This is a genomic window from Pseudomonas sp. HLT2-19-2, assembly GCF_054898005.1.
The window spans coordinates 1,635,381-1,660,412 of sequence record NZ_CM142712.1 but is presented as its reverse complement, the minus strand read 5'-3'; the positions used below and the strand labels follow the sequence as shown (position 1 = coordinate 1,660,412).

Here is a 25,032-nt window from a genome sequence, read left to right as displayed (position 1 = left end):
GAGACCCAACTGAAAGCAAGGTCCGACATTCCCCATGGAGAGCAGGAATTATCGACTCGCTCCATGGCGCACCCATTTTGCGCGCATTAACAGCAACACGCCCCGAACAATAAGACCTTAGCGGACACCCTGAACCATGAACAAAAATCTGCGCTTCAGCCATAAAATCCTGCTTGCCGCCGCCCTCATCGTCATTGCCGCCTTCGCCTCGTTCACGCTGTACATCGACTATTTACAGCGCAACGCCATTCGCGAAGACCTGGATAACTATCTCAATGAGATGGGAGACGTCACCGCCAACAACATCCAGACCTGGCTGGCCGGTCGTATCCTGCTGATCGATAACCTCGCACAGAACATCGCCATCAACCCCGAACAGGCCACCGTTTCCAGCCTGCTTGAGCAGAAAGCCCTGACGTCGACCTTCATGGCGTCCTACCTGGGCGACGCCACTGGCCACTTCACCATCCGCCCGGATGCGAAGATGCCCGATGGCTTCGACCCACGGGTTCGCCCTTGGTACAAAGGCGCGGAAAGCAGCAGCACCGCAACCCTGACCGAACCCTACATCGACGCGGCCACCGGCCAGACCATTATCTCGATCGCTACCGCCTCGAAAAAAGCCGGGCAAAGTGTGGGCGTGGTGGGCGGCGACCTAAGCCTGCAAACCTTGATCGACACCCTCAGCGCCCGCGACTTCGACGGCATGGGTTACGCCTTTCTGGTGAGCGCCGACGGCAAGATTCTGGTCCACCCGGACAAAGCCATGGTGATGAAGTCCCTGAGCGAGGCGTACCCGAAAAATACCCCGCGCATCAGCAGCGGCTTCAGTGAAGTGGACGTCGAAGGCAAGACCCGCATCGTCACCTTCACTCCAATCAAAGGCCTGCCATCGGTCAACTGGTACATCGGTCTGTCGGTGGATAAAGACAAAGCCTTCTCGATGCTCAGCGAATTCCGCACCTCGGCGGTCGTTGCGACGGTCATTGCCGTGGCCATCATCATCGCCCTGCTGGGCATGCTGATCCGCATCCTGATCCAGCCGCTGCACGTCATGACCCGCGCCATGGCAGACATCGCCGATGGCGAAGGCGACCTGACCAAACGCCTGACCATCCAGAACAACGACGAATTCGGTGTCCTCGGCACCGCGTTCAATCGTTTCGTGGAACGCATTCACGGTTCGATCCGCGAAGTGTCGTCGGCCACCGGGCAAGTTAACGAAGTGGCTTTGCGTGTAGTGGCTGCTTCGAACTCGTCGATGTTCAACTCCGACCAACAGGCTTCGCGCACCAGCAGCGTGGCCGCGGCGATCAACCAGCTCGGCGCCGCCGCTCAGGAAATCGCTCGTAACGCAGCACAAGCCTCGAGTCAGGCCAGCGATGCCCGCAGCCTGGCCGAAGACGGCCAGCAAGTGGTGGACCGCAGCATTGTCGCGATGAATCAACTATCCAGCATGCTCAGCGCCTCGAGCACCAACATTGAATCGCTGAACAGCAAAACCGTGAACATCGGGCAGATTCTCGAAGTGATCACCAGCATCTCCCAGCAAACCAACCTGCTGGCGCTCAACGCAGCCATCGAAGCGGCGCGTGCCGGTGAAGCCGGTCGCGGTTTTGCGGTGGTTGCAGACGAGGTTCGTAACCTGGCGCACCGCACTCAGGAATCGGCGCAGCAGGTGCAGACCATGATTGAGGAGTTGCAAATCGGCGCCCGCGAATCCGTCAGCACCATGAGCGAGAGCCAGCGCCACAGTCAGGACAGCGTCGAAATCGCCAACCTGGCCGGTGAGCGTTTGAACAGCGTGACGTTGCGTATTGGCGAGATTGACGGGATGAACCAGTCGGTGGCGACGGCAACTGAGGAACAGACTGCCGTGGTTGAATCGATCAACGTGGATATTACCGAGATCAATACACTGAATCAGGAAGGGGTGGAAAACCTGCAGTCGACGTTGCGGGCGTGTTCGGATCTTGAACAGCAGGCGGCGCGGTTGAAGCAGTTGGTGGGCAGTTTCCGTATCTAGTGTCCGGACGGGCCCCTTCACGCCCTGAGCTTTTCCGTCAACACGGTTTTGCTGTGTCCGGCTCGCTGATCAAAGGCGAGCCGTGCCGAAGCAAGGTCTGTAAATAAACGTTTTCGTCGTACACGGTGCTGGTCTTCCAGCACCGATAAACGATCCGGATCCACTTGAACGCCAGAGCCCTGAGGGCTGCTTGGTAAGAGCTGCCTTTGGCCCTTTGCTGGCGATAATACGCCTCTGCCCACACCGATTGATTGATGCTGTGGGCAGCCCACTCAACAAAGGTCTGGCGCAAAAAAGTTGCGCATTGATAGCGCCAGTGGACGACTTTTTTCTTGCCACTGCGTTCGGTGACCGGGGCAATCCCGGCATATCGCTGCACCGCACTGGCATCCTTGAAGCGATCACGCTGCTCACCAAAGGCGACCATCAACCGTGGTGCAAGCTGCTGTCCCGCGCCGGGCAAGGCCTTGAAGAGTCGGTAGTCGGCCAGGGTGTTGGCAGTTTTTTCGATCTCCCGATCAAAGTCTTTGATCGCCGTGATGATCCCTTTCAGTTGCGAGACCAGGGCCAGCACATACAGCGCTGAAGGACTGACCACGCCTGGATCTTCAGTCAACGGCATGGCTTTGGCGATCAACGCCAAACGCTGCTGATTGAGCTCGGCATGGCGAACATTATGCGCGTGAAGGAACTTCAAAACGCTGGCCGGCCGAGCGCGCTTAAGCGTTTCAAAGGTCGACCAGCGCGCCAGAAATTCACAAAAAACCAGCGTGTCATGGTCATGAAACAGCTCCAGGGCCAACGGGTAGTACTGTTTGAGCATGCACACCAGACGGTTGCTGATCTTGACCCGGTCATCGACCAATCCGCGGCGATGTTCGGTCAGGCTGGCGAGCGAACGCATGGCGGAGCTTTGCTGGACCAGTTGAGGAAACCGTTCGGGGTGATTCAGCAACAGCTCAAGCGCCCATTGAGCATCCGTTGGATCATCCTTGGCGCCACTGGGGACGAAGGTTTTACGGTGCCGGGCCAAGGTGCTCGGATTGATCGGAAAGATACAAAAAAACTCATATTTTTGCAGAGCCGCTATCAGTGGGCCTTTGTTCAACTCCACGGCGATCGCGATCGGGCCACCGTAACGTTGATGCAGCGACCTGGCCCAGCGATCAATCGACTCCGGGTTATGGTCAATGACTTCGAAACTGCGCTGAGCCTCTCCAGCTATCTGCAAACAGGTGTCGTGCTTGGCGTCTGCCCAATCAATTCCGATATAAGCAGTGAAACTCTGAGACAGGAGCGTTTGCATGGAACACCTCAACAGGCGCTAAAGTACATGCAGGGACATGCATGCTTGCGTCCAGCGAAGGCGATATAGAGAGCCGTGTCGGGCTTTCCCTGAGAATTCGTTAGAGGGCGCAAGCGCACCTGTGGACTCGAAGGTGAAGGCGTAATCATCGAGTGCTGCGCGAGCATATTCGTAGCCCGCAGGTGCATGTTCCTTCCTCGCCGACAACTGACTTCCAGCGAATATCAGTATGGAAGAGAAAGGAACGGACTACCTATATCGCGAGCAAGCCCGCTCCCACATTCAACCGGGTTCTTCCAGAAAGAATGCGATCAAATGTGGGAGCGGGCTTGCTCGCGAAGGCTGTCTTCCAAACACTGAAAATCCCACTGACACCCCCGCCACAAAACCCCAACCGAACATCTATCCTTCATAAAGGTCAACCAAGGGAGAACAACGGACCGGAGGGATGTTCATCGTGCATATCGCTGACATAACCATGTTCTACGCCCCTGCCAGCGGTGGCGTGCGTACTTATCTGGATGCAAAACACCGGCGCCTGGGCATCAAGCCGGGCATTCGCCACAGTCTGCTGATCCCTGGGGCTTATTTAAGCAAACAGGATGGTATTTACACGGTTCCGGCCCCCGCCCTGCCCTTCGGCAAGGGTTATCGCTTTCCCCTCCGTCTCGCACCCTGGCGCAATGTTCTGCACGACTTACAGCCCGACCTGATCGAGGTCGGCGATCCCTATCTCACCGCATGGGCGGCCCTCGACGCTCGGCGGCAACTCGATGTTCCGGTGATCGGTTTTTATCACTCGGACCTGCCGCTGCTGGTCAGTAATCGCATGGGCAACTGGGTCACAACCAACGTCGAAGCCTATGTCAGCAAGCTTTATGGCAACTTCGATCGGGTTCTGGCGCCAAGCCAGGTCATGGCTGACAAACTGATCGCGCTGGGGGTGAAAAACGTTTTCGTTCAACCGCTGGGCGTCGACTTGCACACCTTCCATCCCAATGCCCGAGACCCGGGCCTGCGGGCCGAATTGGGCATCGATGAAAACACTCATTTGCTGATCTTCGCCGGGCGCGGCTCCAAGGAAAAAAACCTGCCGGTGCTGCTCGACTGCATGAAATGCCTGGGCCGACGCTATCATCTGCTGCTGGTCGGTTCGTCGATGCCGGCCGCGGTGCCCGACAACGTCACCGTGGTAGATGGGTTCTGTCCGGCGGCACACGTGGCGCAATTAATGGCCAGCGCCGATGCGCTGCTGCATGCCGGCGATCAGGAAACCTTCGGCCTGGTGATTCTTGAAGCCATGGCCAGTGGCATTCCGGTGGTGGCCGTGGCGGCCGGGGCCTTTCAGGAAATCATCACCGAGCAATGCGGCCTGCTCTGCCCGCCGAATAATCCATTGGCGATGGCCGACGCCGTTCGCGAACTGTTCAGCTCGGACAGCGTCGTGTTGGGCAAACAGGCCCGCAGCCATGTCGAGCGGCATTACTCTTGGGACACGGTAGTCAACAGCCTGCTGGGGCATTATCGCGCCGTACTTGGCAGCCACTTGCCGCTGACCGCCAATGGTTGAGCCCATGAATCCGCCCAGCCTGATACTCGTCCTGCACGACGTCGCACCGCAAACCTGGGCCGATTACCAACCCTTTGTCGAAGCCGTCGACGCCCTGGGCGAGGTGCCGATGACCTGGCTGGTCGTGCCGAATTTGCACAAACACAATGATCTGGAGGAGCATCCGGGATTTCGACGTTTGCTCACCCGTCGGATTTCCCGAGGTGACGAACTGGCATTGCACGGGTACTTTCATTGCGATGAAGAGCCCACTCCCACTACTCCACGAGACTGGTTCATGCGCCGGATTTACACCCATGAAGGCGAGTTTTACAGCCTGCCTCAAGAAGCCGCTCTTGCCCGCCTGCGCGCCGGCATCGAAGTGTTCCACCGTTATCACTGGCCGCTGGAGGGTTTCGTCGCCCCGGCCTGGCTGATGAGCGAAGGGACGCGCCAGGCCTTGCGCCAGTTACCCCTCAGTTACACCAGCGATCCGCAGCATCTGTATCGTCTGCCGGACTTCAGCGCCGTTGATGCTCCAGGCCTGGTCTGGAGTGCGCGCAGCGCCTGGCGCCGGGGGGTGTCGAAACTCGTCAGCCATCAACGCGAGCAACGCTGGCGGCTCGCACCGGTGATTCGTCTCGGCCTGCACCCGGTCGATATGCGCCATGAGTTCTCGCGCACTTACTGGCTGCAAACCCTCAAGCGCTTGCTCGGCGAGGGTCGTGTGCCGATGACCAAGGCACGCTGGCTGGCGCTGCAAAGCGATTGTATGGGTCGCGCCGCATGAGTCGCGGGATTCTGCTGCTCGTCGCGCTGCTTGCTGCGGTGCTGATTCCGTCGCTGCTGGGCGGTAACGAAACCTGGTATCGACTGCAAAGCTTTCCGCTGAGATGGCTGCTGATCATGTTCGGCATGATCCTGCTGTGCTGGGTGCTGAACACAATGCGCTTGCGCCTGTTGCTAGGGGATCAGCGCGACAAAGTTGGCCCGTTCAAAAGTCTCGGGGTGGTGATGGCCGCCGAATTCGCCTATTGCGCCACCCCCGGCGGCAGCGGGGGCCCGCTGACCATCATGGCGCTGCTGGCGCGCAATGGCGTGCGTCCGGCCAGAGGCAGCGCCGTGTTTGCCATGGATCAGCTGAGCGATTTACTGTTTTTTCTCTGCGCGCTGAGCGGGATCCTGATCTATGCGTTGTTCCAGCACCTCAGCCAACGCATGGAATGGCTGCTGACTGTCAGCGCCATTTCGATGTTCGGCGGGTTGTTCAGTTGTGTGGTGGTTGCCCGCTACCATCGAATGCTGATTCGCCTGAGCGGCCGGTTGCTAGCTCGCCTCAATGTCAAAGCCACCACGCGCCTGCGCTGGGCGCGAAAACTCCTGCACTTCCTGGCGGCTTTTGCTGACACGCTGAAGTTGCCCTTTCAGACATTGATCATGGTGTTTGCCTTGACCTGCCTGCATTGGCTCCTGCGCTATAGCGTGCTGTATCTGGCGTTGCGCGGGCTCGGGGCGGATTTGCAGTGGGCCTGGAGCTTTCTGATCCAGATGCTTTCGCTGAGCGCGGGGCAGTTCAGCCTGTTGCCGGGCGGTGCCGGGGCAGCGGAGTTGACCTCGGCGGCGCTGCTGGCGCCGATGGTGGGAAAATCCACCGCGGCGGCGGCGATTCTGATCTGGCGGGCGGTGACCTATTACTTCTACCTGGTGGTGGGTGGCCCGGTGTTTTTGCTGATGCTCGGGCGGCCGCTGCTGAAGAAGTTGATGAAGTTCAAGCAGGCGTAGGCTTGTCGTCGGGCTCTTGCTGCAACTGTTCCCACAACTCGGCAGCACCGGGAAACTCCGTGCCGTCTTCGGGGTTCATGTCATCCGGGTCGTAGCGACTCAGACAACCCTCACCCAACGTGGCGGGTGCCCTGGAAGTGGCTTTGTCCAGTGGATCGGCCATGGTCATGCCCTCTATTTACCCAGATCGTCCCCACGTTGCGTGGGAACGATCTGTGCAACAGGCTATCAGAACACGACGGTTTTGTTGCCGTGCACCAGCACCCGATCTTCCAGGTGATAACGCAGACCACGGGCCAGCACCATCTTCTCGACGTCCCGACCGAAACGCACCATGTCGTCGATGCTGTCGCTATGGCTGACGCGAACGACGTCCTGTTCGATGATCGGACCGGCATCCAGCTCTTCGGTCACGTAGTGGCAAGTAGCGCCGATCAACTTCACACCCCGCATCGATGCCTGGTGATACGGCTTGGCACCGACGAACGACGGCAGGAAGCTGTGATGAATGTTGATGACCTTGTGAGCGTATTCGCTGCACAACTCGGGCGGCAGGATTTGCATGTAACGGGCAAGTACGATCACTTCGGCATCGTGCTGTTTGACCAGGCGCGATACTTCGGCGAATGCCGGCTCTTTATCCTGCGGATTGACCGGTACGTGGTAATAGGGAATCCCGTGCCACTCGACCATGCTGCGCAAATCGTCATGGTTGGAAATGACGCAGGAAATTTCGCAATCCAGCTCATCACTGTGCCAACGGTGCAACAAGTCGGCGAGGCAGTGAGACTCGCGACTGGCCATCAGTACCACGCGCTTTTTCTGCTCGGTATCGGTGATGCGCCAGTTCATCGAGAACTCTTCGGCAATCGGTGCAAACGCTTCGCGAAAGGCATCAATACCGAAGGGCAGCGAATCGGCACGAATTTCGTGACGCATGAAGAACCAGCCACTGAGATTGTCCGAGTGATGGCTCGCTTCAGTGATCCAGCCGTTATGTGACGCCAGAAAGTTACTGACTTTAGCAACGATGCCGACGCGGTCCGGGCAAGCAATCACCAGCCGAAAAGTGCGCATGAGGGTCAAACTCCAGAACTTCGCAAAGGCGGCCATTCTAGCGATTACGCAGCAAAACTGCAGTATTGATGACGTCTTGCCCGGCACGACGGAGGGCACAGAGGTTCTGGCAGCACGCGCTACCCGCGCGATGGTGTTTCTGTTGCCCATCTTCAAGTGCACAATTGTGAATATCTGTGATGACGGCATCACACTATTTAACTACACCTGCAATTTATGCCCTATTTACCGTAACTAATTTAAATAAAACTACGGTTAATGTTTACTTGGTGAAACACCCTGACTATTATTGCCGCACTGTCACCTGCCATCCAGCGCCCCAACATAAGGTAGTCCTCATGTCCTTGATCAACGAATATCGCGCCACCGAAGAAGCTATCAAAGAGCTGCAAGCCCGTTTGAAGAACCTGTCCCAAGACGACAAACTGCAAACCGAGCTGGAATTCGAAGGCAAACTGCGCACCCTGATGGGCGAATACTCCAAGTCTCTGCGTGACATCATCGCGCTATTGGATCCAGAGTCCAAAACCAAGGCGCCACGCGGCGGCGCAGTAAAAACTACTGGCACCAAGCGTGCTCGCAAAGTTAAGCAATACAAAAACCCGCACAACGGCGAAGTCATCGAAACCAAAGGTGGCAACCACAAAACGCTGAAAGAGTGGAAAGCCAAGTGGGGCGGTGACGTGGTTGAAGGCTGGGCTACCCTGCTGGGCTAAGCCGCAGAGTTTGTCGCAGACTCATCCGCGACAAAAAAGAACGCCAGCTGATGCTGGCGTTTTTTTATGCCTGGTATTCAGCCCCAAACATGTTCGTTTTCAAAGAATCAATCGTTTGCGCAATTCCTGGACATAATTCTGCCATTCATTCAGCACCTCCCGCTGAAACGATGTAGCACTAATGTTCCATTGGGCCGCGGCCTCTACAAAAGTGCCCAGCGTATTTGGCGCCCCCCATTCGGGTGCTGACAAACGCTTCTGGCAGAATATTCGCCAGCGCTCTTGCTCTTCGAAACTCAACGTATCGGGGAAGTTGCGGGCGCGATATCGAAATAATAATTCAGGCAAACGTTCATCATCGAAAGGCCAGTGTTGTTGTGCTAATTGAGCAGGGTCGGCAGACCTGACTTGCTCACATAGACGCCGATCCCGATCACCGATAAAACCATCGTATAACTGTTGCTCAGGGTCTTGGCTCGAGGTGAAGTCTTCGCTGGCATAAATCGTCTGAACTTTATCTCGCCAAACTTTTTGTGCGTCATTTAGCCGCAGCGCACGCTCTTGGTAGAGCGACATATCCAGCCCCAAACGTTGCTGGTCTTCAGAACGAAGTACCGACAACGGCGCTACCACCGGGCATTTGTTGATGTGGATAAGTTTGAGCGGCACCGGCAACTCGCCCTCGGCCAAGTCATCGCGGCGGGTATACAGCCGTTGACGCAAGGTGTCGGCATCAAGATCGAGCAAACCCTGAGGGTCCAGGTGCAGGTCACAGACTATCAAAGCGTTCTTGTTGCGCGGATGCCAGGCCAATGGCAGCACCACACCGACATAAATGCGCGCCGCCGAAAATCGCCCGGAGATGTGCACCATTGGCTGCAACAGCCGAATCTGATCCATCACCTTTTGTTTACCGCGCAACTGAAACAACCAGTCATACAACTTCGGCTGTTTTTCCCGGATCAGACGCGCCAAGGCGATGGTGGCGCGAACGTCCGACAGTGCTTCGTGAGCATTGCCGTGATCAATGCCATTGGCGGCGGTCAGGCGTTCGAGTTTGAGCGTCACCCGCCCCTCGTCGTCCTTTGGCCAAACGATGCCATCGGGGCGCAAGGCATACGCTGCACGCACCACATCAATCAGGTCCCAGCGGCTATTACCGCCCTGCCACTCGCGCGCGTAGGGGTCAAAAAAGTTTCGGTACAGGCTGTAACGGGTCATCTCGTCGTCGAAACGCAACGTGTTGTACCCCGCCCCACACGTGCCGGGCGCAGCGAGTTGGGCATGCACCCGAGTCATGAAATCGGCTTCACACAGGCCCTGCTCGGCCAGTCGGCCGGGGGTAATACCCGTGATCGCGCAGGCCGCCGGATGGGGCAGGATGTCTTCACTGGGCTGGCAGTAAAGATTGACCGGCTCGTCTATTTCATTGAGATCGAAGTCGGTGCGGATCCCCGCCATTTGTAGCGGGCGGTCGCAACGGGGGTTGATGCCAGTGGTTTCATAGTCGTACCAGAAGATAGAGGTCACGGGCTATTCCTGAACTGAAGAGCGGCGAAGTCTAGGCGTTCACATCCCGCCCCGGCCAGTAATCTCGTCATTCAATCACCTCTGGCCACTTGCCGTGCAATACATAGTTATGTCGTTTTCCCCCGAGAGGCTGCTAGCATCGGCCGGACATCGAATCGCGAACAGGCCACATTAAGGTTGCCCATGCTCGAGACCACAGCACTGCCAAGGAAAGCGACGCTGTCCGCGCCACTGGATACGCGGTATCAAGTCGAAACGCCGGAAGGCATCGACTTGCCACTGCGCCCGGCCGGGTTGATGGTTCGTGCGCTGGCGTTCGCCATCGACCTTGTGTTGCGCGGGTTGATCCTGGGCCTGCTGTTTATTGTGTTGGCATTTCTCGGAAAACTCGGCGCAGGGCTTGGCTCGATTTTGCTGTTCGTGGTGAGCTGGTGGTACATGGTGCTGTTCGAAGTGCTCAACCAAGGTCGTTCGCCAGGCAAGCAGTGGATGGGCCTGCGCGTGGTGCAGGACGATGGCACGCCGATCGGTTGGTCCGCTTCGCTGTTGCGCAACCTGCTGCGATTCGTCGACCTGTTGCCGTTTGGCTACTTCCTCGGGGCCATCAGTTGCCTGCAACACCCCACCTTTAAACGCCTCGGCGACTTGGCCGCCGGCACGCTGGTGATCTACCGCGAACAGCCGTTGACCCGACCGCAACTGCCCGACGTCCAGCCTCGGCGCCCGGCCTTTGCTCTGACGCTGCTCGAACAACGCGCCATTCTTGGGTTTGCCGAACGCCAGGGTGAACTCTCCGAAGCGCGGACGAACGAACTCGCGTCGATCCTTGCCCAACCGTTGCAGGTCTCCGCGCCACGCGCCGTGGCGGAACTCAATGGCATCGCCCGCGGCTTGTTGGGGCCCGCATGAAGCAAAGCCTTTTCGAAAATCGCCACAAGGCCGAATGGGAGCAGTTTTCCCTGATGCTCGAACAGCTGGAGCGAGGCAAGGAAACCTCAGGGATCGCCAGTTTCCCGAAAGACTATCGACGGCTCTGCCAGCAGTTGGCACTGGCTCAGGAGCGCGGCTACAGCAGTTTCCTGATCGACTCCTTGCAGCAACACGTGCTGCGAGGGCATCAACAGCTTTATCGGCATCGCAGTCGACTGGGCGCCAACATACTGAGCTTTATCCTTGCCGACTTCCCGCGCCTGGTGCGCGAACAATGGCGCTTTGTGCTCGCCGCCGGCCTGATGTTTTTTGGCAGCCTGATCGGCTTCGCGCTGCTGGTGTATCTGTTCCCGGACCTGGTCTACAACCTGATCCCGGCCGAGCAGGTCAGCGAGATGCAAGGCATGTATGACCCCGACGCCGGTCACCTGGGGCGTTCGGCGGAACGGGCGTCCAGTGAAGACTGGGTGATGTTCGGTTACTACATCATGCACAACATTGGCATTGCCTTTCAGACCTTCGCCAGCGGTTTGCTGTTTGGCCTGGGCAGCGCGTTTTTCCTGTTCTTCAACGGTTTGATGATTGGCGCGGTGGCCGGGCACCTGACGCACATCGGCTACGGGCAAACCTTCTGGTCGTTCGTGATTGGCCACGGCGCGTTCGAACTGAGCGCCATTGCGCTGGCCGGTGCCGCCGGCCTGCAACTGGGCTGGGCATTGATCGCACCGGGACGCCTGCCCCGTGCCGAAGCGTTGCGACTGGCGGCACGCAAAAGCGTGTTGCTGATCTGCGGCGTCATGCTGTTTCTGCTGATTGCCGCGTTTATCGAAGCTTACTGGTCGTCGATGACCGCGCCGACGCCAATGACCAAATATCTGGTCGGCGCGGCGCTTTGGTTGTTGGTGGCGACTTATCTGCTGTTTGCCGGACGAACCCGCCATGCGCCTGAGTGACGCCACGGTCGTGATCCGCCCGCGCACAACCTGGGAAGCCATGGACCTGGGTGTGCTGCTGAGCCAGCGTCATCGACGATTGCTGATGACCAGTTGGGCCATCATCACCGTGCCGATCTTCGCCCTGCTCACCTTGTTTCTGTGGGATTCACCCTCCCTCGCTGTGTTCATCTTCTGGTGGCTGAAACCGGCGTTCGAACGACTGCCGTTGTACATCCTTTCCAACGTAATGTTCGGTGAAACGCCCACATTGAAACAGGCGCTGCACCAATGGCCGCGCCTGCTCAAGCCACAACTGCTGGCCAGCCTGACCTGGCGACGGCTGAGCCTGAGCCGCAGTTTTGTGATGCCGGTGGTGCAACTCGAAGGGCTGAGTGGGCAGGCACGACAACAGCGCTTGCAGGTGCTGTTGCAGCGCAACGCCGGTTCCGCGCGGTGGCTGACGATCATCGGTGTACATCTGGAAAGCGCGTTATGGATCGGTCTGATGGTGCTGTTTTATATGTTCTTGCCGCAACAGGTCGAACTCGACTGGAGCTGGCAGACCTTGATCACCGCCGCCACACAGGACTGGCGCTGGCTGGAACACCTGACCAATGCCTTTTACGTGCTGGTGCTGATTGTCTGGGAACCGATCTATGTGGCCTGCGGCTTCAGCCTTTATCTGAATCGGCGCACGGTGCTGGAAGCCTGGGACATCGAACTGGTGTTCCGCCGATTGCGCCAACGCCTCAACACCACGGCGGTCACTCTGCTGCTGGCCGCGGTGCTGCTGGTGCCGGCCGCCCCCAACGTCTGGGCCGACGAAGCGGTGATCACGCCGGACAGCCCTCGTCTGCTGGATCAACCGCTGACCAGTCAGGCGTCCAAAGACAGCATCAAGAAAATTCTCGATCAGCCCCCGTTCAAGAACAAGGAAACGGTGACCCGCTATCGATTTGGCGAAGACCAACCCGACACCCAAACACCGGATGACGGGAAAACACCTGATTGGCTGAAGGCCTTGGCCAGTCTGTTCGATAGCCAGCGTTTCGGCTTTCTCGCCACCTTGATTGAAGTGCTGCTATGGGGCGCCGTGATGGGTGCCATCGGCTTACTGATCTGGCATTACCGCGACGGGTTGCAGGCGTTCGTCAGCCGTCGGCCGGCGTTCAACCGTAAAGTCGCACGCCCATTGCCGCAGCAAGCTTTCGGTCTGGACCTGAATCGCGAAACCCTGCCCGCTGACATCGCAGCCAGCGCCGAAAGTCTCTGGCAAACCAACCCGCGCGCGGCCCTCGGGTTGCTCTATCGCGCCCTGCTCAGCCATCTGTTGCACGACCACAACATGGCGCTGAAACCCGCCGACACTGAAGGCGAGGTACTGCAACGCGTCGAGCAACTGCATCAACCAGCCTTGCTGGCCTTCAGCAAAAACCTGACCGGGCACTGGCAGAACATGGCCTACGGGCATCGCCTGCCACCCGCGCATTTGCAACAGGAACTCTGTGACGGCTGGCGAACATTGTTCGGCCCTGGAGCGTCCCGTTGAGCCGGCGATTGCGGCTTTCGGTCGGTGTGTTCATCAGCGTTCTGGTGGGCGTGCTGAGTGTTTATCTGTACCTGAAGGCCACGCCCTATCAGGCAGAAATCGATCATGGCCCGTCCCCCGAAGCCCAGGCCAATCCCTATTTGGCCGCAGCGCATTTCCTGCGCAAACAGGGCCTGACCGTCAGTCACGCCAACAACCTCGACGTGCTGCCCACCCTCGATCCGCATCAGCACAGCCTGTTGTTGCTCGGGGACCGGTACAACATGACCCCGCGCCAGATTGATCAAGTGATGAACTGGACCCAGGCCGGCGGGCGCCTGTTGTTTGTCGCCCAGTCGCTTTGGGATGAAAAGACCGGCCAGAGCAATGACCTGCTGCTCGACCGAGTGCAGTTGCACCAGTCGCTGAGCAAAGACCTCAGGGAGCCGCCGCCCACTATTGGCGGCAACCCTTACCCCAAACTGACCAAGCTGTATCTGGAAGATGAGGATGCGCCGGCCTACGCCAGCTTCGATACCGCGTTCCATCTCGAAGACCCGAAAAACCTCGCACAAGCCTGGGCCAACAGCGGCAAGGCCACGCACATGATGCAGCTGAACCACGGGCTCGGTTCGATCACCGTGGTCACCGACGCCGACCTGTGGAAAACCCCGGCCATCGACCAATACGACAACGCCTGGCTGCTCTGGTACCTGACCGACGACACGAACGTGACCTTGCTGTTCAACACCGATCACGACAGTCTGCTGACGTTGCTACTGCGTAATTTCCCTCAGGCGTTGGTCGCCCTCATCGCCCTGATAGGTCTTGCGCTCTGGCATGTCGGGGTGCGCAATGGTCCGCTGCTGGAACCTGCACCGAAAGGTCGCCGGCAACTTCAGGAACACCTGCGCGCCAGCGCCGATTTCATGCTGCGCCGCAACGGCCAGCAGCACCTGTTGCACGCCTTGCAACAAGACATCCTGCGTCGTGTGCGGCGCCGTCATCCCGGTTTCGAACAATTGGACGTTGCCGAGCAATGGCGGGGGCTCGCACGCCTGACTGGCCAACCCACACGCGCTATCAGCCAGGCCATGAGCCCGCGAGCGAAACAGCGGCTGTCCAGCGCTGAATTCAGCCGCCAGGTCGCCCACCTGCAAACCTTGAGGAACACGCTATGAGTCAACAGATCGAGCCCGGCGTGCCATCCCACGCCGCTCAGCAACGCCAGCGCGCCAGCCAACTGGCTCAAGCGGTACGGACCGAATTACGAAAAGCCGTGATCGGCCAAAACACGGTGATCGACGACGTCCTCACCGCCCTGATCGCTGGCGGCCATGTGCTGCTCGAAGGCGTGCCGGGGTTGGGCAAAACCTTGTTGGTGCGCGCCCTCGCCCGCTGCTTCGGTGGCGAGTTTGCACGCATCCAGTTCACCCCCGACCTGATGCCCAGCGACGTCACCGGGCATGCGGTCTACGACTTGCACACCGAGCAATTCAAACTGCGCAAAGGGCCGCTGTTCACCAACCTGCTGCTGGCCGACGAGATCAACCGCGCCCCGGCGAAAACCCAGGCGGCGCTGCTCGAAGCCATGCAGGAACGCCAGGTCACCCTCGAAGGCCGCGCCCTGCCCATCGTGCAACCGTTCATGGTGCTCGCCACGCAAAACCCCATCGAGCAGGAAGGCACTTATCCACTGCCCGAAGCCGAACTCGATCGCTTCATGCTTAAGGTGCGCATGGATTACCCCGACGCCGAGCAAGAATTGAACATGGTCCGCCAGGTCAGCCGCTCGACCCGCGCCGACATGCTCGACGTGCAACCGCTGCGCACCGTGTTGCAAGCCAAAGACGTGCTGGCCTTGCAACGCATCGCCAGTGATCTGCCGCTTGACGATCAGGTGCTCGATTACGCCGTGCGCCTGGCCCGCACCACCCGCACCTGGCCCGGCCTGACCCTCGGCGCGGGGCCACGCGCGTCCATTGCGCTGGTGCGTTGTGCCCGAGCCCGGGCGCTGCTGCGCGGTGGCGAGTTCGTGATTCCGGATGACATCAAAGGCTGCGCCCTGGCGGTGTTGCGCCACCGTGTGCGCATTGCGCCGGAGCTGGACATTGAAGGGCTGGACGTCGATCAGGTGCTCAAGCAACTGCTCGATCAAGTACCGGCGCCGCGTCTGTGAAACCTTCGCGCCTGCTATTGATCTGGCTGGCGATCCTGCTGGCCATCGGCATTGTGCTGGGCACTTTGCGGGCATTGGACGTTGAAGTCCCCGCCAGTCTGTCGTCGATCAACTGGGGATTGCTGCTGGCGCTGCTGGTTTTGGCGACACTGGATGCCGCGCGCCTCAAGCGCCTGCCCTCGCCGCGCGTGCAGCGGCAGATGCCCGGCAGCCTGGCGCTCGGTCGTTGGGGCGAAGTACGACTGGAGGTCGAGCATGATTTCCACCAGCCGTTGCACATTCAGATCTTCGATCACGTACCGCAAGGGGTGAGCTTTGAAAACCTGCCGTTGTCAGTCGAACTGCAACCCGGCCAACACAGCCGGATCGGCTATCGCCTGCGCCCGCTAAAGCGCGGCCACTTTACCTTCGAACACTGCGAAATCAGCTTACCGAGCCCAATGGGCTTGTGGTCGGACAAACGCCTGCTCAACGTCGCCGACAACACCCGCGTCTACCCCGACTTCGCCCGGCTCTACGGCGGGCAGTTACTGGCAGTGGACAACTGGCTGAGCCAACTCGGCGTACACCAGCGCCAACGACGGGGCCAGGGCTTGGAATTCCATCAGCTGCGCGAGTTTCGCGAAGGCGACAGCCTGCGCCAGATCGACTGGAAAGCCACGGCCCGGCACCGCACGCCCATCGCTCGGGAATACGAAGATGAACGTGACCAGCAGATCATCTTCATGCTCGATTGCGGACGGCGAATGCGCAGTCAAGATGATGAACTGTCGCACTTCGACCATGCGCTCAACGCGTGCCTGCTGCTCAGCTACGTCGCACTACGCCAAGGGGATGCGGTGGGACTGAGTACGTTTGCCAGTGATCAACCGCGCTACCTTGCGCCGGTCAAAGGCACCGGCCAGCTCAACCTGTTGCTTAATACCGTCTACGACCTCGACAGCAGCCAACGCCCTGCCGACTATCAGGCCGCCGTCAATCAATTGCTGGTTCGGCAGAAACGCCGGGCGCTGGTGGTGCTGGTGACCAACCTTCGGGATGAGGATGATGAAGAGTTGCTTGCCGCAGTCAAACGGCTGAGTAAGCAGCATCGGGTGTTGGTGGCCAGCCTGCGGGAAAACATACTCGATGAAATACGCCATCGTCCGGTGCAAACCGTGGACGAAGCCTTGTCTTACTGCGCAGCGGTGGACTATTTGAAAGCATGCGCGCAACGCCATGAGCAGTTAAGTGCTCAGGGCGTGGCGCTGCTGCAAGCCCGGCCCGTGGAATTGGGCGCCGTGCTGGTGATGCGGTATTTGAGCGGGAAGAGGGCCGCAGCCTTCTAACCGGTGATCGGGTCGGTGCCCGAAGACGCCACAGAACCATCACCGTCCGGGAGGGGGTCGGACAAAACCTCCGGAAGAGGCGTTCCCCCCAACGACATGCGATTGACCGGCGAGTGCTTGAGAATGCGGGATGCTCTCAGTGCCAGGGCATAAGCACCGCCGGGGCCGCCGGTAAACGTCCAACTCAAGCCTTCCGGCGTCAACGTCCGGGCAACGCCCAATTTAGGCTCCAATTTGGTTATACCCAGTTCACTGGCCGAGGAGTCACCCGTCCATCCCAAGCTGATTTCGCGGCCGAGCAGATGGCTGTTTGACCGGGTGACTGCCAGCTTGACGGTATGGGACGGGGATATCCGGGGAAACAGGGTATCGTCACCCCACACCGATGTGGTTGGTTCAGCATTCAGCTGTATCCGGGCGTCATTCCAGACCTCAGCCTCCAATGCCTTGACAAAGAAGGTATGGGATGGCGCTTCCTGGGCTCCATCATTTACGACGTCCAGCGTGGCAACGACTTCGATATCACCCGCGTGTTCGGCTTTGTAGGCAAAACGTGCCCAGCCCCCGCCATTCGTAACTACCCGCACCGGCTGGGGGGCCTCGGTCTTGAAAAGCACCGGCACCCCGGATGCAGCCATGCGGCTTGCGGGTGAAAGTGCCTGGAGCTCCAAGAAGACGCTTTCACCTACGGCAGGGTCAAAATGGGAGATGCGGTGATCGCCAATGACGGCTTGAACACCGGGCGTACCTTTTTCCTTGGACATGAGTGATCCCTCTTGCGTCAGCATGGTTGAATTTGCCCCGGTTTTGACGTCCAGCACCTTGACTTTAAAAGTATGAACAGGGAAAGCCTCGGGGCCATCGTAGAAGCTTGGAACCGTGGCAGTCACCACCGCTTCGCCCGGTGTCGTGGCTGTAAAAGTAAATATCGCCCAACCCTCGTCATTTGTGAGTACCGGGACTGAGGTGCCGCAGTGTTCGAATGCCACCGGGACATCTTCCACTGCCGACTTCGTATAAAAGGAATGGACTTCGACCCACAGATAAGCTGTCTGCCCCACTTCCAGATCAAATTCGGGCCCACGTACCCGGGCCTTTTCAAGGCGATTGTGACCAAGCACCAGCGGCCACAAAGGGTAAATCAACGATATTTTGGCGAAATCCAGTGAGAGCACTGTTTCCCCAGCTGCAGGGCTGTTCAGGCAATCAAGTTTCCAGGTCAGGCCCCCCGATATCAGCTCCCGCCCCTCGTCTGCCGCCGGGTCCAGCACCATGCCAAGTTCACCGGACGTCCAATTCGCAGCAAGATCGAGCGTGAGCAATGGGCTGAAAGGTTTCGGAGTAAAGCTCCACGTATGCTCGGCGTGCAGGCAGGGATAAGCCGTGGTGCCAGCAGTCAGGACTTTTTCGTCAAACTGAAGCGCTCCCTCGCCCTCCAGCGTTTTGGAAAGCAACAGCCCAGCCAGTGGAAATTCTGGAAAATCGGCGTGGTGCACAATCAATGTGAAGCGGGTGCTGGCGTCTGCGTTGGACCAAACGACCCAACTCAGACCGTCTTCGGTCAAATCAAGCGCCGTTTCAAGGGGAGGCTCGGATTCGAATTTCAACTCCACTTCACTGTCGCTGATCACCTCCACCCAGATTCTTTCGCCGACCAAGGTTCCCCTCACCGGCACGATCTTCAATGTTGCGCGTTCACCACCGTGAAAACAGATAAGGCTGGGATTGGCGGGTTTTCCGTCCAGGGTCACAGCCAACAGACTTGCCAATGGGTTCTCAACCAGTACCGCGAACTCGAAGGTGTGTTGAGGCTTTTCTCCATCGTAAAGACTGCTCACCGTGGCCACGACCGTGACTGTTTCCTCCTTTTTCAGGCTTGAATGGGAACTCACACCAACCGTCTTCCCCTGTCAGCAACACAACGTCATCCTCGCCGTCGATGTGCCATTTGACCGCAACCTCCGGGACAGTCCCCACACCGGAGACCACTGACTGAATTTGAACCCCCAGCATGACGGATGGGCCACCCACGAAAGGAAATCTCGAAGACTGCGACTCATCAGCAACGCTCAGCCAGTTATGCGCCAGTTCCATCCTCTGCACAGGCGACGCCTCTAACAGTTTTGAGCATCTGACGCTAAGCTCGAAATGGCTGTCTCTGCGGTTTTCGCAAGCCATGTTCCACGTCAGGCCGAGTCCGTCGATCGGGTTCGTGGCGTCCAGCTCTGGTGCAAAGACAATACCCAATCCCTCGGGCGTATCGCCCTCCTCTTTCCAGTGCAAGGCCAGATCGGTATCGGCCAATAAGTGGCTGGGCGGGAATGCCAGTTTGACCTCATGAGTGCCGCCTCGACATGGGTAGCCAGCAGCGCTTCCCCAGATAGGTCCATGTGTTAAGTCATCCAACTCAAATGTCGCGCTCAACCACGGATCTTCCTTCAGTACCCGCACCTTGAACGCGTACCGGGCATCTTCCTTTTTATAGTGGCTGTCGACCGAGGTCACAATTTCCCAGTCGCCTTTTGTGTCCGGTGTCCAGGTAAAATCGGCCTCACCGTTCTCACCCGAGAAGGCCCTGAGCAATTCGATATCTTCTCCGTCCGGGACTTTCAGCGTCCAGGTCACCTCGCGATTGGCCAGAGGCGTTTTCGTGTAATGGGACTCTACCCGCACACGCAGGTCCACGCTTTGATTGAGGTCGATCACCGGATAGTGGGCGGCCTCCCGCAGCGCGATGACATCCAGCTGAAAATGCCCACAGACCGCATCCAACGGATAGGTGTCGGCGGTGTACTGACTGCGCACGGCCAATGTGCGCTCAACCTCCCTATCCTCATCAATCCCGGCACAGGCGATAGTCCACGGGTCGCTGATCAACTGCTCGCGCCCCCACTGTGGAAGGGCGCTGAGAATATTATCGGGATCACTTTCGCCGCCGTTAACCAGCAACCCTGCCTGCGTATTCATCCAGGCATTGTCGGCCGCCAATTGCAGCACAACGTTATGTTTGGCACCAAAGCACAGGTGCAGACTCTCAGTGGGGATCTGCGGCTCGCCATCAATCGTCACCTCGGTCAGCCGCAAAGGCTCCAGCAACAACTCCACACGCACAAAGGCGACCCGAACGGCGCCTGATTTGCCCGGCTCGCCATTGTCTGGGCTGATGACGGTAAATTTGACGGTTTCTTCCGTAGGTTCGAGTTTCAGTAGGTGAGAATACTTGGCCAGATTGAGCTCCAGCAGATCGTCGGGATCCAACGCCGGTTCGGAGTCAGCCTCGAGCGAGGGCGCAAGTATCAGGTCTTTTTCCCCGCCCAGACCAGGGTTGATCCGCAGCGTACCAACGGCGCCGCTAACCGCCTCATAGTGGAAGATCAACTTGTATTCCGCCTTGCCGGGATCAGGGCGCGGAAACAATGCCAATGTAATCGTCTGGTCTCCCTCACCCATATTGGCAGCGTTCATAAAACCGACCGATTCCCCACACCATTGCCCATCCTGCCGAGTGACCTTTCTTTCGTCATTGACCTCCCAGCCATCAAGACTCTCCAGAAAGTCGCCGTTGATAATAAAGTTATGGTTGGCGTAAATATTCTCATCGTTCATGGCTGCGTCTTCCTTAAGCGAGCGGCACGTTTTGGCAGGTCGGGCGGCGCATCGATGACCCCTTCAACCGCCCCGGCAAAGCCTGAACCGCCATCCCGGGCTTGATACCTCAATGTCACAATGATGTCGGTCAATGACAGCAGAAAACTCTCCTGAGCGGGCTGCCCAAACCTGGGGAACGTCAAGACATAGTCGGCATGGGCGCCCGTGCCTTCAAAAGGCGCGTAGCGGCCGTCATCCATGGCATCGACCATGCCGTTGTCGTCCAACCCCTGGGACAGACCTATCTGCTGGTAAGGACGCAGGTTGTGCACCAGCGAACCTGGTGGCGGGGTGGCGCCCGCTTTACCGTGCAGGTATTCGACAGCATTGATATCCGGCTCAAGAAGCGTCGCGCTGCTGATCTGCACCAGCGAAGCACGAATGTTCTGGTACGGCCCCAACAAGCCGGGAAAGGTCAGTGACAACCCCTTGACCTGGCGGCTGTAGTGCCCCGGATAGTCTTCATTGAACAGTCGTTCGTTCAGCTTGAACTCCAGCTTTCCTTGATCTATGCCTTCATTCCATTTCGTCTCGCCCATCAGCGTCTTGAGGGAAATCGTTTTAACCAACTGCAGCCGGTGCTCGTCGCGCTTGATACGCGCGGCCGCCATCCTCAGCAGATCCAGCTTCAACGAAGAACCGGTCGTGAACCCGTGGTAGGTGTCCATCCAGACATCAGGACGGATAAACCGGGTTTTGTAGTCGGCCATTTCATACTGCCAACAGGTTTCGGCACACAGGCACAGGCCGGCGACCACGTCGTAAACCTGATAGATCAAGGTCTTCACTTGCCCCACGACCCAGTTGCTCAACTCCCGGCCGGTGCTGCGATTCTTGTAGAATGCGTACACTGCCTTGGCCTGTGTGTTGGCTATTTCAGCCTGCTGCAGACTGGCGCGGGCGGCGCTGATCGCATGATCCTGGGCCAATAGCTGCTCGCGTATCACCCGTGCCTCGGCATGGGATTGATCGCGCACAAGTTCCCACTCCTGCTTGCGCCGCTGTTGCTGCGCGATGGCGTTGGCTTCTTCGGCTTCGCGCATCATGTAATCCGCCGTCAACTGAAACAGTTCGGCAACGGCATATGGGATGGCCGCAGGACGCGCGCCGCCGTTGGCCAGCCCCACGATGTTGGGCAGCCCATCCACTTTCGCCCCCACTGCCCGAAATACCCCACCCCCCATGGCGACATATCGGGCAGTCCTGCTGTTTTCCAGAGCGTCGGACTCCGTCTCGGACACCCCTTCTTCAATCAATTGCTCATAATGCTGCGCACGGGCCTTGACCATGCTTTCGCTTTGCCGCAACGACGCGGCCGTCGCCTCAAGCTGGGCGATCGTCGCCTCGTGGATAGACCGGGCGTAGTCGGCCAGCTCGATCATGTGGCTTTGTTGCAGCTCCTCCAGCTCTCCCCGATCTCGCTGATCCAGCCATGACCTGAGCTGATCCTCTTGCTGGATCAGAAACTCCGTGCCTTGCAGTGCCAGGTTGTACACGGTCTGCCATTTATAGGGCACCACCTGTACCTGTCCACCCGGATTGCGTGCGCTTCCCAGATTGCCGTCCGCCTGCGCACGCAACAGCTGCAGCGGATCCATCGTTGGCGCGAACAAGGGAATCGACAATGGCTGACCATCGATCGAGCGATTGTTACGCAAGTTGTTGAGCCGCGAAGTGAGCAACGTCCACAACGCTTTGGGCCGCTCATTCATCCCGAGACGGAACACGCCTGAACCCAGCAGTTCGAAGCGCGGTGTGGTGAGCATGCCGGTAGGCACATCGGCCAGGCTGAGTTCAAAGCCGGCTTCAAACGCCTTGAGCGGCTCGCGTCCGCTAATCCTCGTCAACAAATCTTCCAGCTTCACGGGTTGCCACGTGCTGGCTGTTTGAGTGACCGGCTCTTGGCCTATCATCGTCAAGGCCCTGCTGTAATTCAGCGCGGCGTGAACCATGCTGTCGTAATCCAGGTGGCGATACAGGCCGTCGCCCCACTCGATCAGGTTTTCCAGGTAGCGCAGAAAGATGGCGATCTTGAAGTGAACCGGCGCGCCATAACCGATCGCGTCTGGATCCGACGGCGCCGCGCTTTCATACGAAACTTCGATGTTCTCGCTTTGCAGCGGGCGGCAACGCCAGTAGGCCGGCGCCGCAATCACCACCGGATCATCGGGTATCGGCCTCCCCGGCGGCACAACCTCACGCGCCAACGGGTTGAAAATGTACTCGTACCAACCTTGCGCTTCGTGGTGACGCCCCTCCGCCGACAGGCGTGAACCCACCAGATCCGGCGTATGGAAAAACAGCTCCCAGAAATACAATCCGTTGCAGCCGTCGAATGGCCCCCCAGTCTCGATCTTTCTATCCGGCATAGGAGGTTCCTCGACATGCTGGGTATCCCAGGCCAGCAAGGCATCAACCGACACCGCGGCCCGGCTGGTCAACACGGGACCGAACAGAGAGTTCACCCGTGCGTACTTGAGGTCCTGCAGGAGGTTGTTGAAACTCAGAAATTGCGCGCCCTTGGCACTGCTCTTGTCGATGGACGGAGTTGTGTACAGGCGTGGTCTCTCCTTCAGCGTTACAGTGAATTTGTTGCGCCCGTAGCCCTTGTCCTCGACTTCACCGAACGAAAAGCCGAGCGGTGTGTCGATTGGAAAATTGGTGATACCCACCGATGAAACGGGTCGACTATAAGTCCGCCAAGGGGTCGCATATTGGCCGTCCAGCACGCCGATCGAGGTCCAGTCCGATGGATCGTCAACGGTGCCGGCCAAAAATGCGAGTTTGAAAACCACGGGGGCATAGAAGTCTCTGGGGACCACCTGATTTTGCTCATTCAGCACGGCGTCCCCTAGACCGGTGACGGAAAAACCGGCGCCAGCCCGAATCTCGTCTTGAGTTCTTGCAAGCAGATACGTCAATGAATCGGACGTAAGCGTGGCTACGGCTTCTGCCACCCATATCCCGTCGCCGAGCGATGTTTCCTTGAAGTCATCGACGGCAAAGGCATGGATGGTTTCCTTGCCAGCACTTTTGAGCAATTGCACTTCATGCACCACCCCAGGCTTCTCGCGCGTGGTCAGGGTGATCCTCAGCTGTTTCTCGCCGGCATCCACAATCCTGATGTCGAACGTCGGACTGCTCACCGCCCGCCAACTGATCGACAAACGCTCTAGCACTCGACTCTGCACCTGCACGGCATCGCAACGTCCCCGAACCCGAAGCACTTCATAAGCGTTACTGTCCGTTCCCTGCTCGCGAGTAAAGATGGCATCCAGAAACAAATGATCCGTGATGGAGCCTGGTGTTTCAGCGGCGCTGGAAACGGTGACTGTCGAGTAATCCTCGGGCACCACCTTTTGTTGCAGGCTGGCCGCATTCCTGAAGCGCCCGAAGGTCATCGTCAACAGCGTCGCGGTGTCATCGGCGACTTTGCGAAACAATGCATCGCGGGTTTCATGAATTTCTATTTCATGGAACGAGCCCGGCCCGTCCAGGCCGTGACGGTTGGTGTAACAAACCGCCAATCGATCATTGCGCGGTTCACCGTCGCCCAGTGACACAACGGTCAGCCGACCGTTGGAAACATCGTATTCGCAGTCACGCTGATGCAGTGACAATGGGGCCGACCACTGACCGTTCAGGGAACTGAACGAGACTTTGATTTCCAGCGACCAGGGCGACTGCACCACGCCGTTGCTATCGATCTGGCGGTCGCGCCATTCACACCAGACCAGGACGGGCAGCCCCAGCCAGTTCACGCAGCGGATATCCACAACGGTGCCCGTGGTGGCGATTTCACACTTTTGCCATTCGCCCCAAGCTGTGGGGTTGATCTTTTTGCTGCGGTTATCCAGTTCGACCTTGACGCTGCGCAAGTAGTAAGCAAACGGCGGCGTCCGTTCCTGGCCAATCAGGTAATAGCGCGCGTCCTGAACCTTCTCGCCGTCGATGTAGCCGCTGCGCACATCCAGATCACAGATACGCTGGAAGGCCTGGGTGTATTCCATCAAGCCCTGTTGCACCGACCCGGTACTCAGGCGCATCTGGTTAATACTGTTTTCCAGAGCCCGAAACAAACTGGTTTTCTTCAAGCGAAGTGACGGAACAATGTAGTTTTCAGCCTGATCCTTGAGCAACACATTGGCCGACCACGTGCTGTAGTGACTCAGAATCTGGTACCAGTACTGCAAGTCATCTTCTTCGAAATAGCTGTTTTCGTAGCCCTTTTCCATGCCGCTGTAAACCGACTGGATATGTTGCTGCAGGCACCGCACGGTCGAGGATATCCGGGTGGCTTGCAACTGCGCGCTGTCCTGGGTGTCGAGCATCAAATATTCGCTCAAATCATCGGGGGTGCGCAGGATGACTTCACCTGACCACAGTTTCTGCCCCAACACCGCTTCCACCATTGCCGCTGTGTAACGTTCCGCCAGCTCATTGATTTGGAGCGTTTCCATTGTTTTTCTCCCTGTCGCTGCGTGATGACCCGAGCGGC

At 58.5% G+C, this 25,032-nt stretch carries 18 protein-coding genes and 1 pseudogene; 12 read left to right on the top strand and 7 right to left on the bottom strand.

Features of this window, described 5'->3' with window-relative positions; all coding sequences use genetic code 11:
* Positions 1-136: 136 nt before the first annotated feature.
* Together ACYZTU_RS07560 and ACYZTU_RS07555 are read left to right on the top strand one after the other, a co-directional pair.
* Positions 137-1,168 (top strand): annotated as a pseudogene (locus tag ACYZTU_RS07560) (HAMP domain-containing protein); the annotation flags it as partial.
* Between the two features lie 93 nt (positions 1,169-1,261).
* Positions 1,262-2,026, top strand: coding sequence for a methyl-accepting chemotaxis protein (locus ACYZTU_RS07555; RefSeq protein WP_449644888.1), 765 nt, complete (start codon positions 1,262-1,264; stop codon positions 2,024-2,026).
* A 37-nt stretch (positions 2,027-2,063) separates the two neighbouring features.
* Here ACYZTU_RS07555 and ACYZTU_RS07550 read toward each other — a convergent pair whose 3' ends face one another.
* Positions 2,064-3,332 (bottom strand): IS110 family RNA-guided transposase, encoded by a 1,269-nt coding sequence (locus ACYZTU_RS07550; RefSeq protein WP_461966860.1) that lies wholly within the window; start codon positions 3,330-3,332, stop codon positions 2,064-2,066.
* 448 nt (positions 3,333-3,780) lie between these two features.
* Here ACYZTU_RS07550 and ACYZTU_RS07545 point away from each other — a divergent pair, with 448 nt between their 5' ends.
* From ACYZTU_RS07545 to ACYZTU_RS07535, 3 genes are read left to right on the top strand one after another with little or no spacing between them, the layout of a single operon-like run.
* On the top strand, positions 3,781-4,902 hold the full coding sequence (locus ACYZTU_RS07545; protein ID WP_461969151.1) for a glycosyltransferase family 4 protein: 1,122 nt from the start codon (positions 3,781-3,783) through the stop codon (positions 4,900-4,902).
* The gene (locus ACYZTU_RS07540; RefSeq protein WP_461969149.1) at positions 4,895-5,671 is read left to right on the top strand and encodes a DUF2334 domain-containing protein; all 777 of its coding nucleotides are present in this window, start codon (positions 4,895-4,897) and stop codon (positions 5,669-5,671) included. The genes ACYZTU_RS07545 and ACYZTU_RS07540 overlap by 8 nt, the downstream gene beginning before the upstream one ends.
* A complete protein-coding gene (locus ACYZTU_RS07535; RefSeq protein WP_461969147.1) occupies positions 5,668-6,663 on the top strand; it encodes a lysylphosphatidylglycerol synthase transmembrane domain-containing protein in 996 nt (331 codons plus the stop codon). Before ACYZTU_RS07540 ends, ACYZTU_RS07535 begins: the two co-directional genes overlap by 4 nt.
* Here ACYZTU_RS07535 and ACYZTU_RS07530 read toward each other — a convergent pair.
* A complete protein-coding gene (locus ACYZTU_RS07530) occupies positions 6,650-6,826 on the bottom strand; it encodes a hypothetical protein (RefSeq protein ID WP_461969145.1) in 177 nt (58 codons plus the stop codon). The genes ACYZTU_RS07535 and ACYZTU_RS07530 overlap by 14 nt on opposite strands.
* A 65-nt stretch (positions 6,827-6,891) precedes the next feature.
* Entirely contained in the window at positions 6,892-7,740 is an 849-nt protein-coding gene (gene purU / locus ACYZTU_RS07525) for a formyltetrahydrofolate deformylase (protein WP_461969143.1), read from the bottom strand.
* Between the two features lie 338 nt (positions 7,741-8,078).
* On the opposite strand from purU, the gene mvaT reads away from it, so the two are divergent.
* The gene (gene mvaT, locus ACYZTU_RS07520) at positions 8,079-8,456 is read left to right on the top strand and encodes a histone-like nucleoid-structuring protein MvaT (RefSeq protein WP_007933316.1); all 378 of its coding nucleotides are present in this window, start codon (positions 8,079-8,081) and stop codon (positions 8,454-8,456) included.
* A gap of 99 nt (positions 8,457-8,555) precedes the next feature.
* Here the strand turns inward: mvaT and sbcB are convergent, their stop codons facing one another.
* The gene (gene sbcB / locus ACYZTU_RS07515) at positions 8,556-9,986 is read right to left on the bottom strand and encodes an exodeoxyribonuclease I (protein ID WP_461969141.1); all 1,431 of its coding nucleotides are present in this window, start codon (positions 9,984-9,986) and stop codon (positions 8,556-8,558) included.
* 183 nt (positions 9,987-10,169) lie between these two features.
* Here sbcB and ACYZTU_RS07510 point away from each other — a divergent pair, with 183 nt between their 5' ends.
* The 6 genes from ACYZTU_RS07510 to ACYZTU_RS07485 are packed head-to-tail and all read left to right on the top strand — an operon-like array spanning position 10,170 to position 16,886.
* Entirely contained in the window at positions 10,170-10,895 is a 726-nt protein-coding gene (locus ACYZTU_RS07510) for an RDD family protein (RefSeq protein WP_461969139.1), read from the top strand.
* Positions 10,892-11,869 (top strand): stage II sporulation protein M, encoded by a 978-nt coding sequence (locus ACYZTU_RS07505; protein ID WP_461969137.1) that lies wholly within the window; start codon positions 10,892-10,894, stop codon positions 11,867-11,869. The genes ACYZTU_RS07510 and ACYZTU_RS07505 overlap by 4 nt, the downstream gene beginning before the upstream one ends.
* Positions 11,856-13,400, top strand: a complete 1,545-nt coding sequence (locus ACYZTU_RS07500; protein WP_461969136.1) for a DUF4129 domain-containing protein — start codon at positions 11,856-11,858, stop codon at positions 13,398-13,400. The genes ACYZTU_RS07505 and ACYZTU_RS07500 overlap by 14 nt, the downstream gene beginning before the upstream one ends.
* A complete protein-coding gene (locus tag ACYZTU_RS07495; RefSeq protein WP_461969134.1) occupies positions 13,397-14,560 on the top strand; it encodes a DUF4350 domain-containing protein in 1,164 nt (387 codons plus the stop codon). Before ACYZTU_RS07500 ends, ACYZTU_RS07495 begins: the two co-directional genes overlap by 4 nt.
* A complete protein-coding gene (locus tag ACYZTU_RS07490; RefSeq protein ID WP_461969132.1) occupies positions 14,557-15,558 on the top strand; it encodes an AAA family ATPase in 1,002 nt (333 codons plus the stop codon). The genes ACYZTU_RS07495 and ACYZTU_RS07490 overlap by 4 nt, the downstream gene beginning before the upstream one ends.
* On the top strand, positions 15,555-16,886 hold the full coding sequence (locus tag ACYZTU_RS07485) for a DUF58 domain-containing protein (protein ID WP_461969130.1): 1,332 nt from the start codon (positions 15,555-15,557) through the stop codon (positions 16,884-16,886). The genes ACYZTU_RS07490 and ACYZTU_RS07485 overlap by 4 nt, the downstream gene beginning before the upstream one ends.
* On the opposite strand, the gene ACYZTU_RS07480 is transcribed toward ACYZTU_RS07485, so the two are convergent.
* Genes ACYZTU_RS07480 through ACYZTU_RS07470 form a run of 3 tightly spaced genes read right to left on the bottom strand, consistent with a single transcriptional unit; the run spans position 16,883 to position 24,994 of the window.
* Positions 16,883-18,733, bottom strand: coding sequence for a hypothetical protein (locus ACYZTU_RS07480; RefSeq protein WP_461969128.1), 1,851 nt, complete (start codon positions 18,731-18,733; stop codon positions 16,883-16,885). The genes ACYZTU_RS07485 and ACYZTU_RS07480 overlap by 4 nt on opposite strands.
* Positions 18,663-20,492, bottom strand: coding sequence for a hypothetical protein (locus ACYZTU_RS07475; RefSeq protein ID WP_461969126.1), 1,830 nt, complete (start codon positions 20,490-20,492; stop codon positions 18,663-18,665). Before ACYZTU_RS07475 ends, ACYZTU_RS07480 begins: the two co-directional genes overlap by 71 nt.
* Entirely contained in the window at positions 20,489-24,994 is a 4,506-nt protein-coding gene (locus tag ACYZTU_RS07470) for a Tc toxin subunit A-related protein (RefSeq protein ID WP_461969124.1), read from the bottom strand. The genes ACYZTU_RS07475 and ACYZTU_RS07470 overlap by 4 nt, the downstream gene beginning before the upstream one ends.
* Positions 24,995-25,032: the final 38 nt, after the last annotated feature.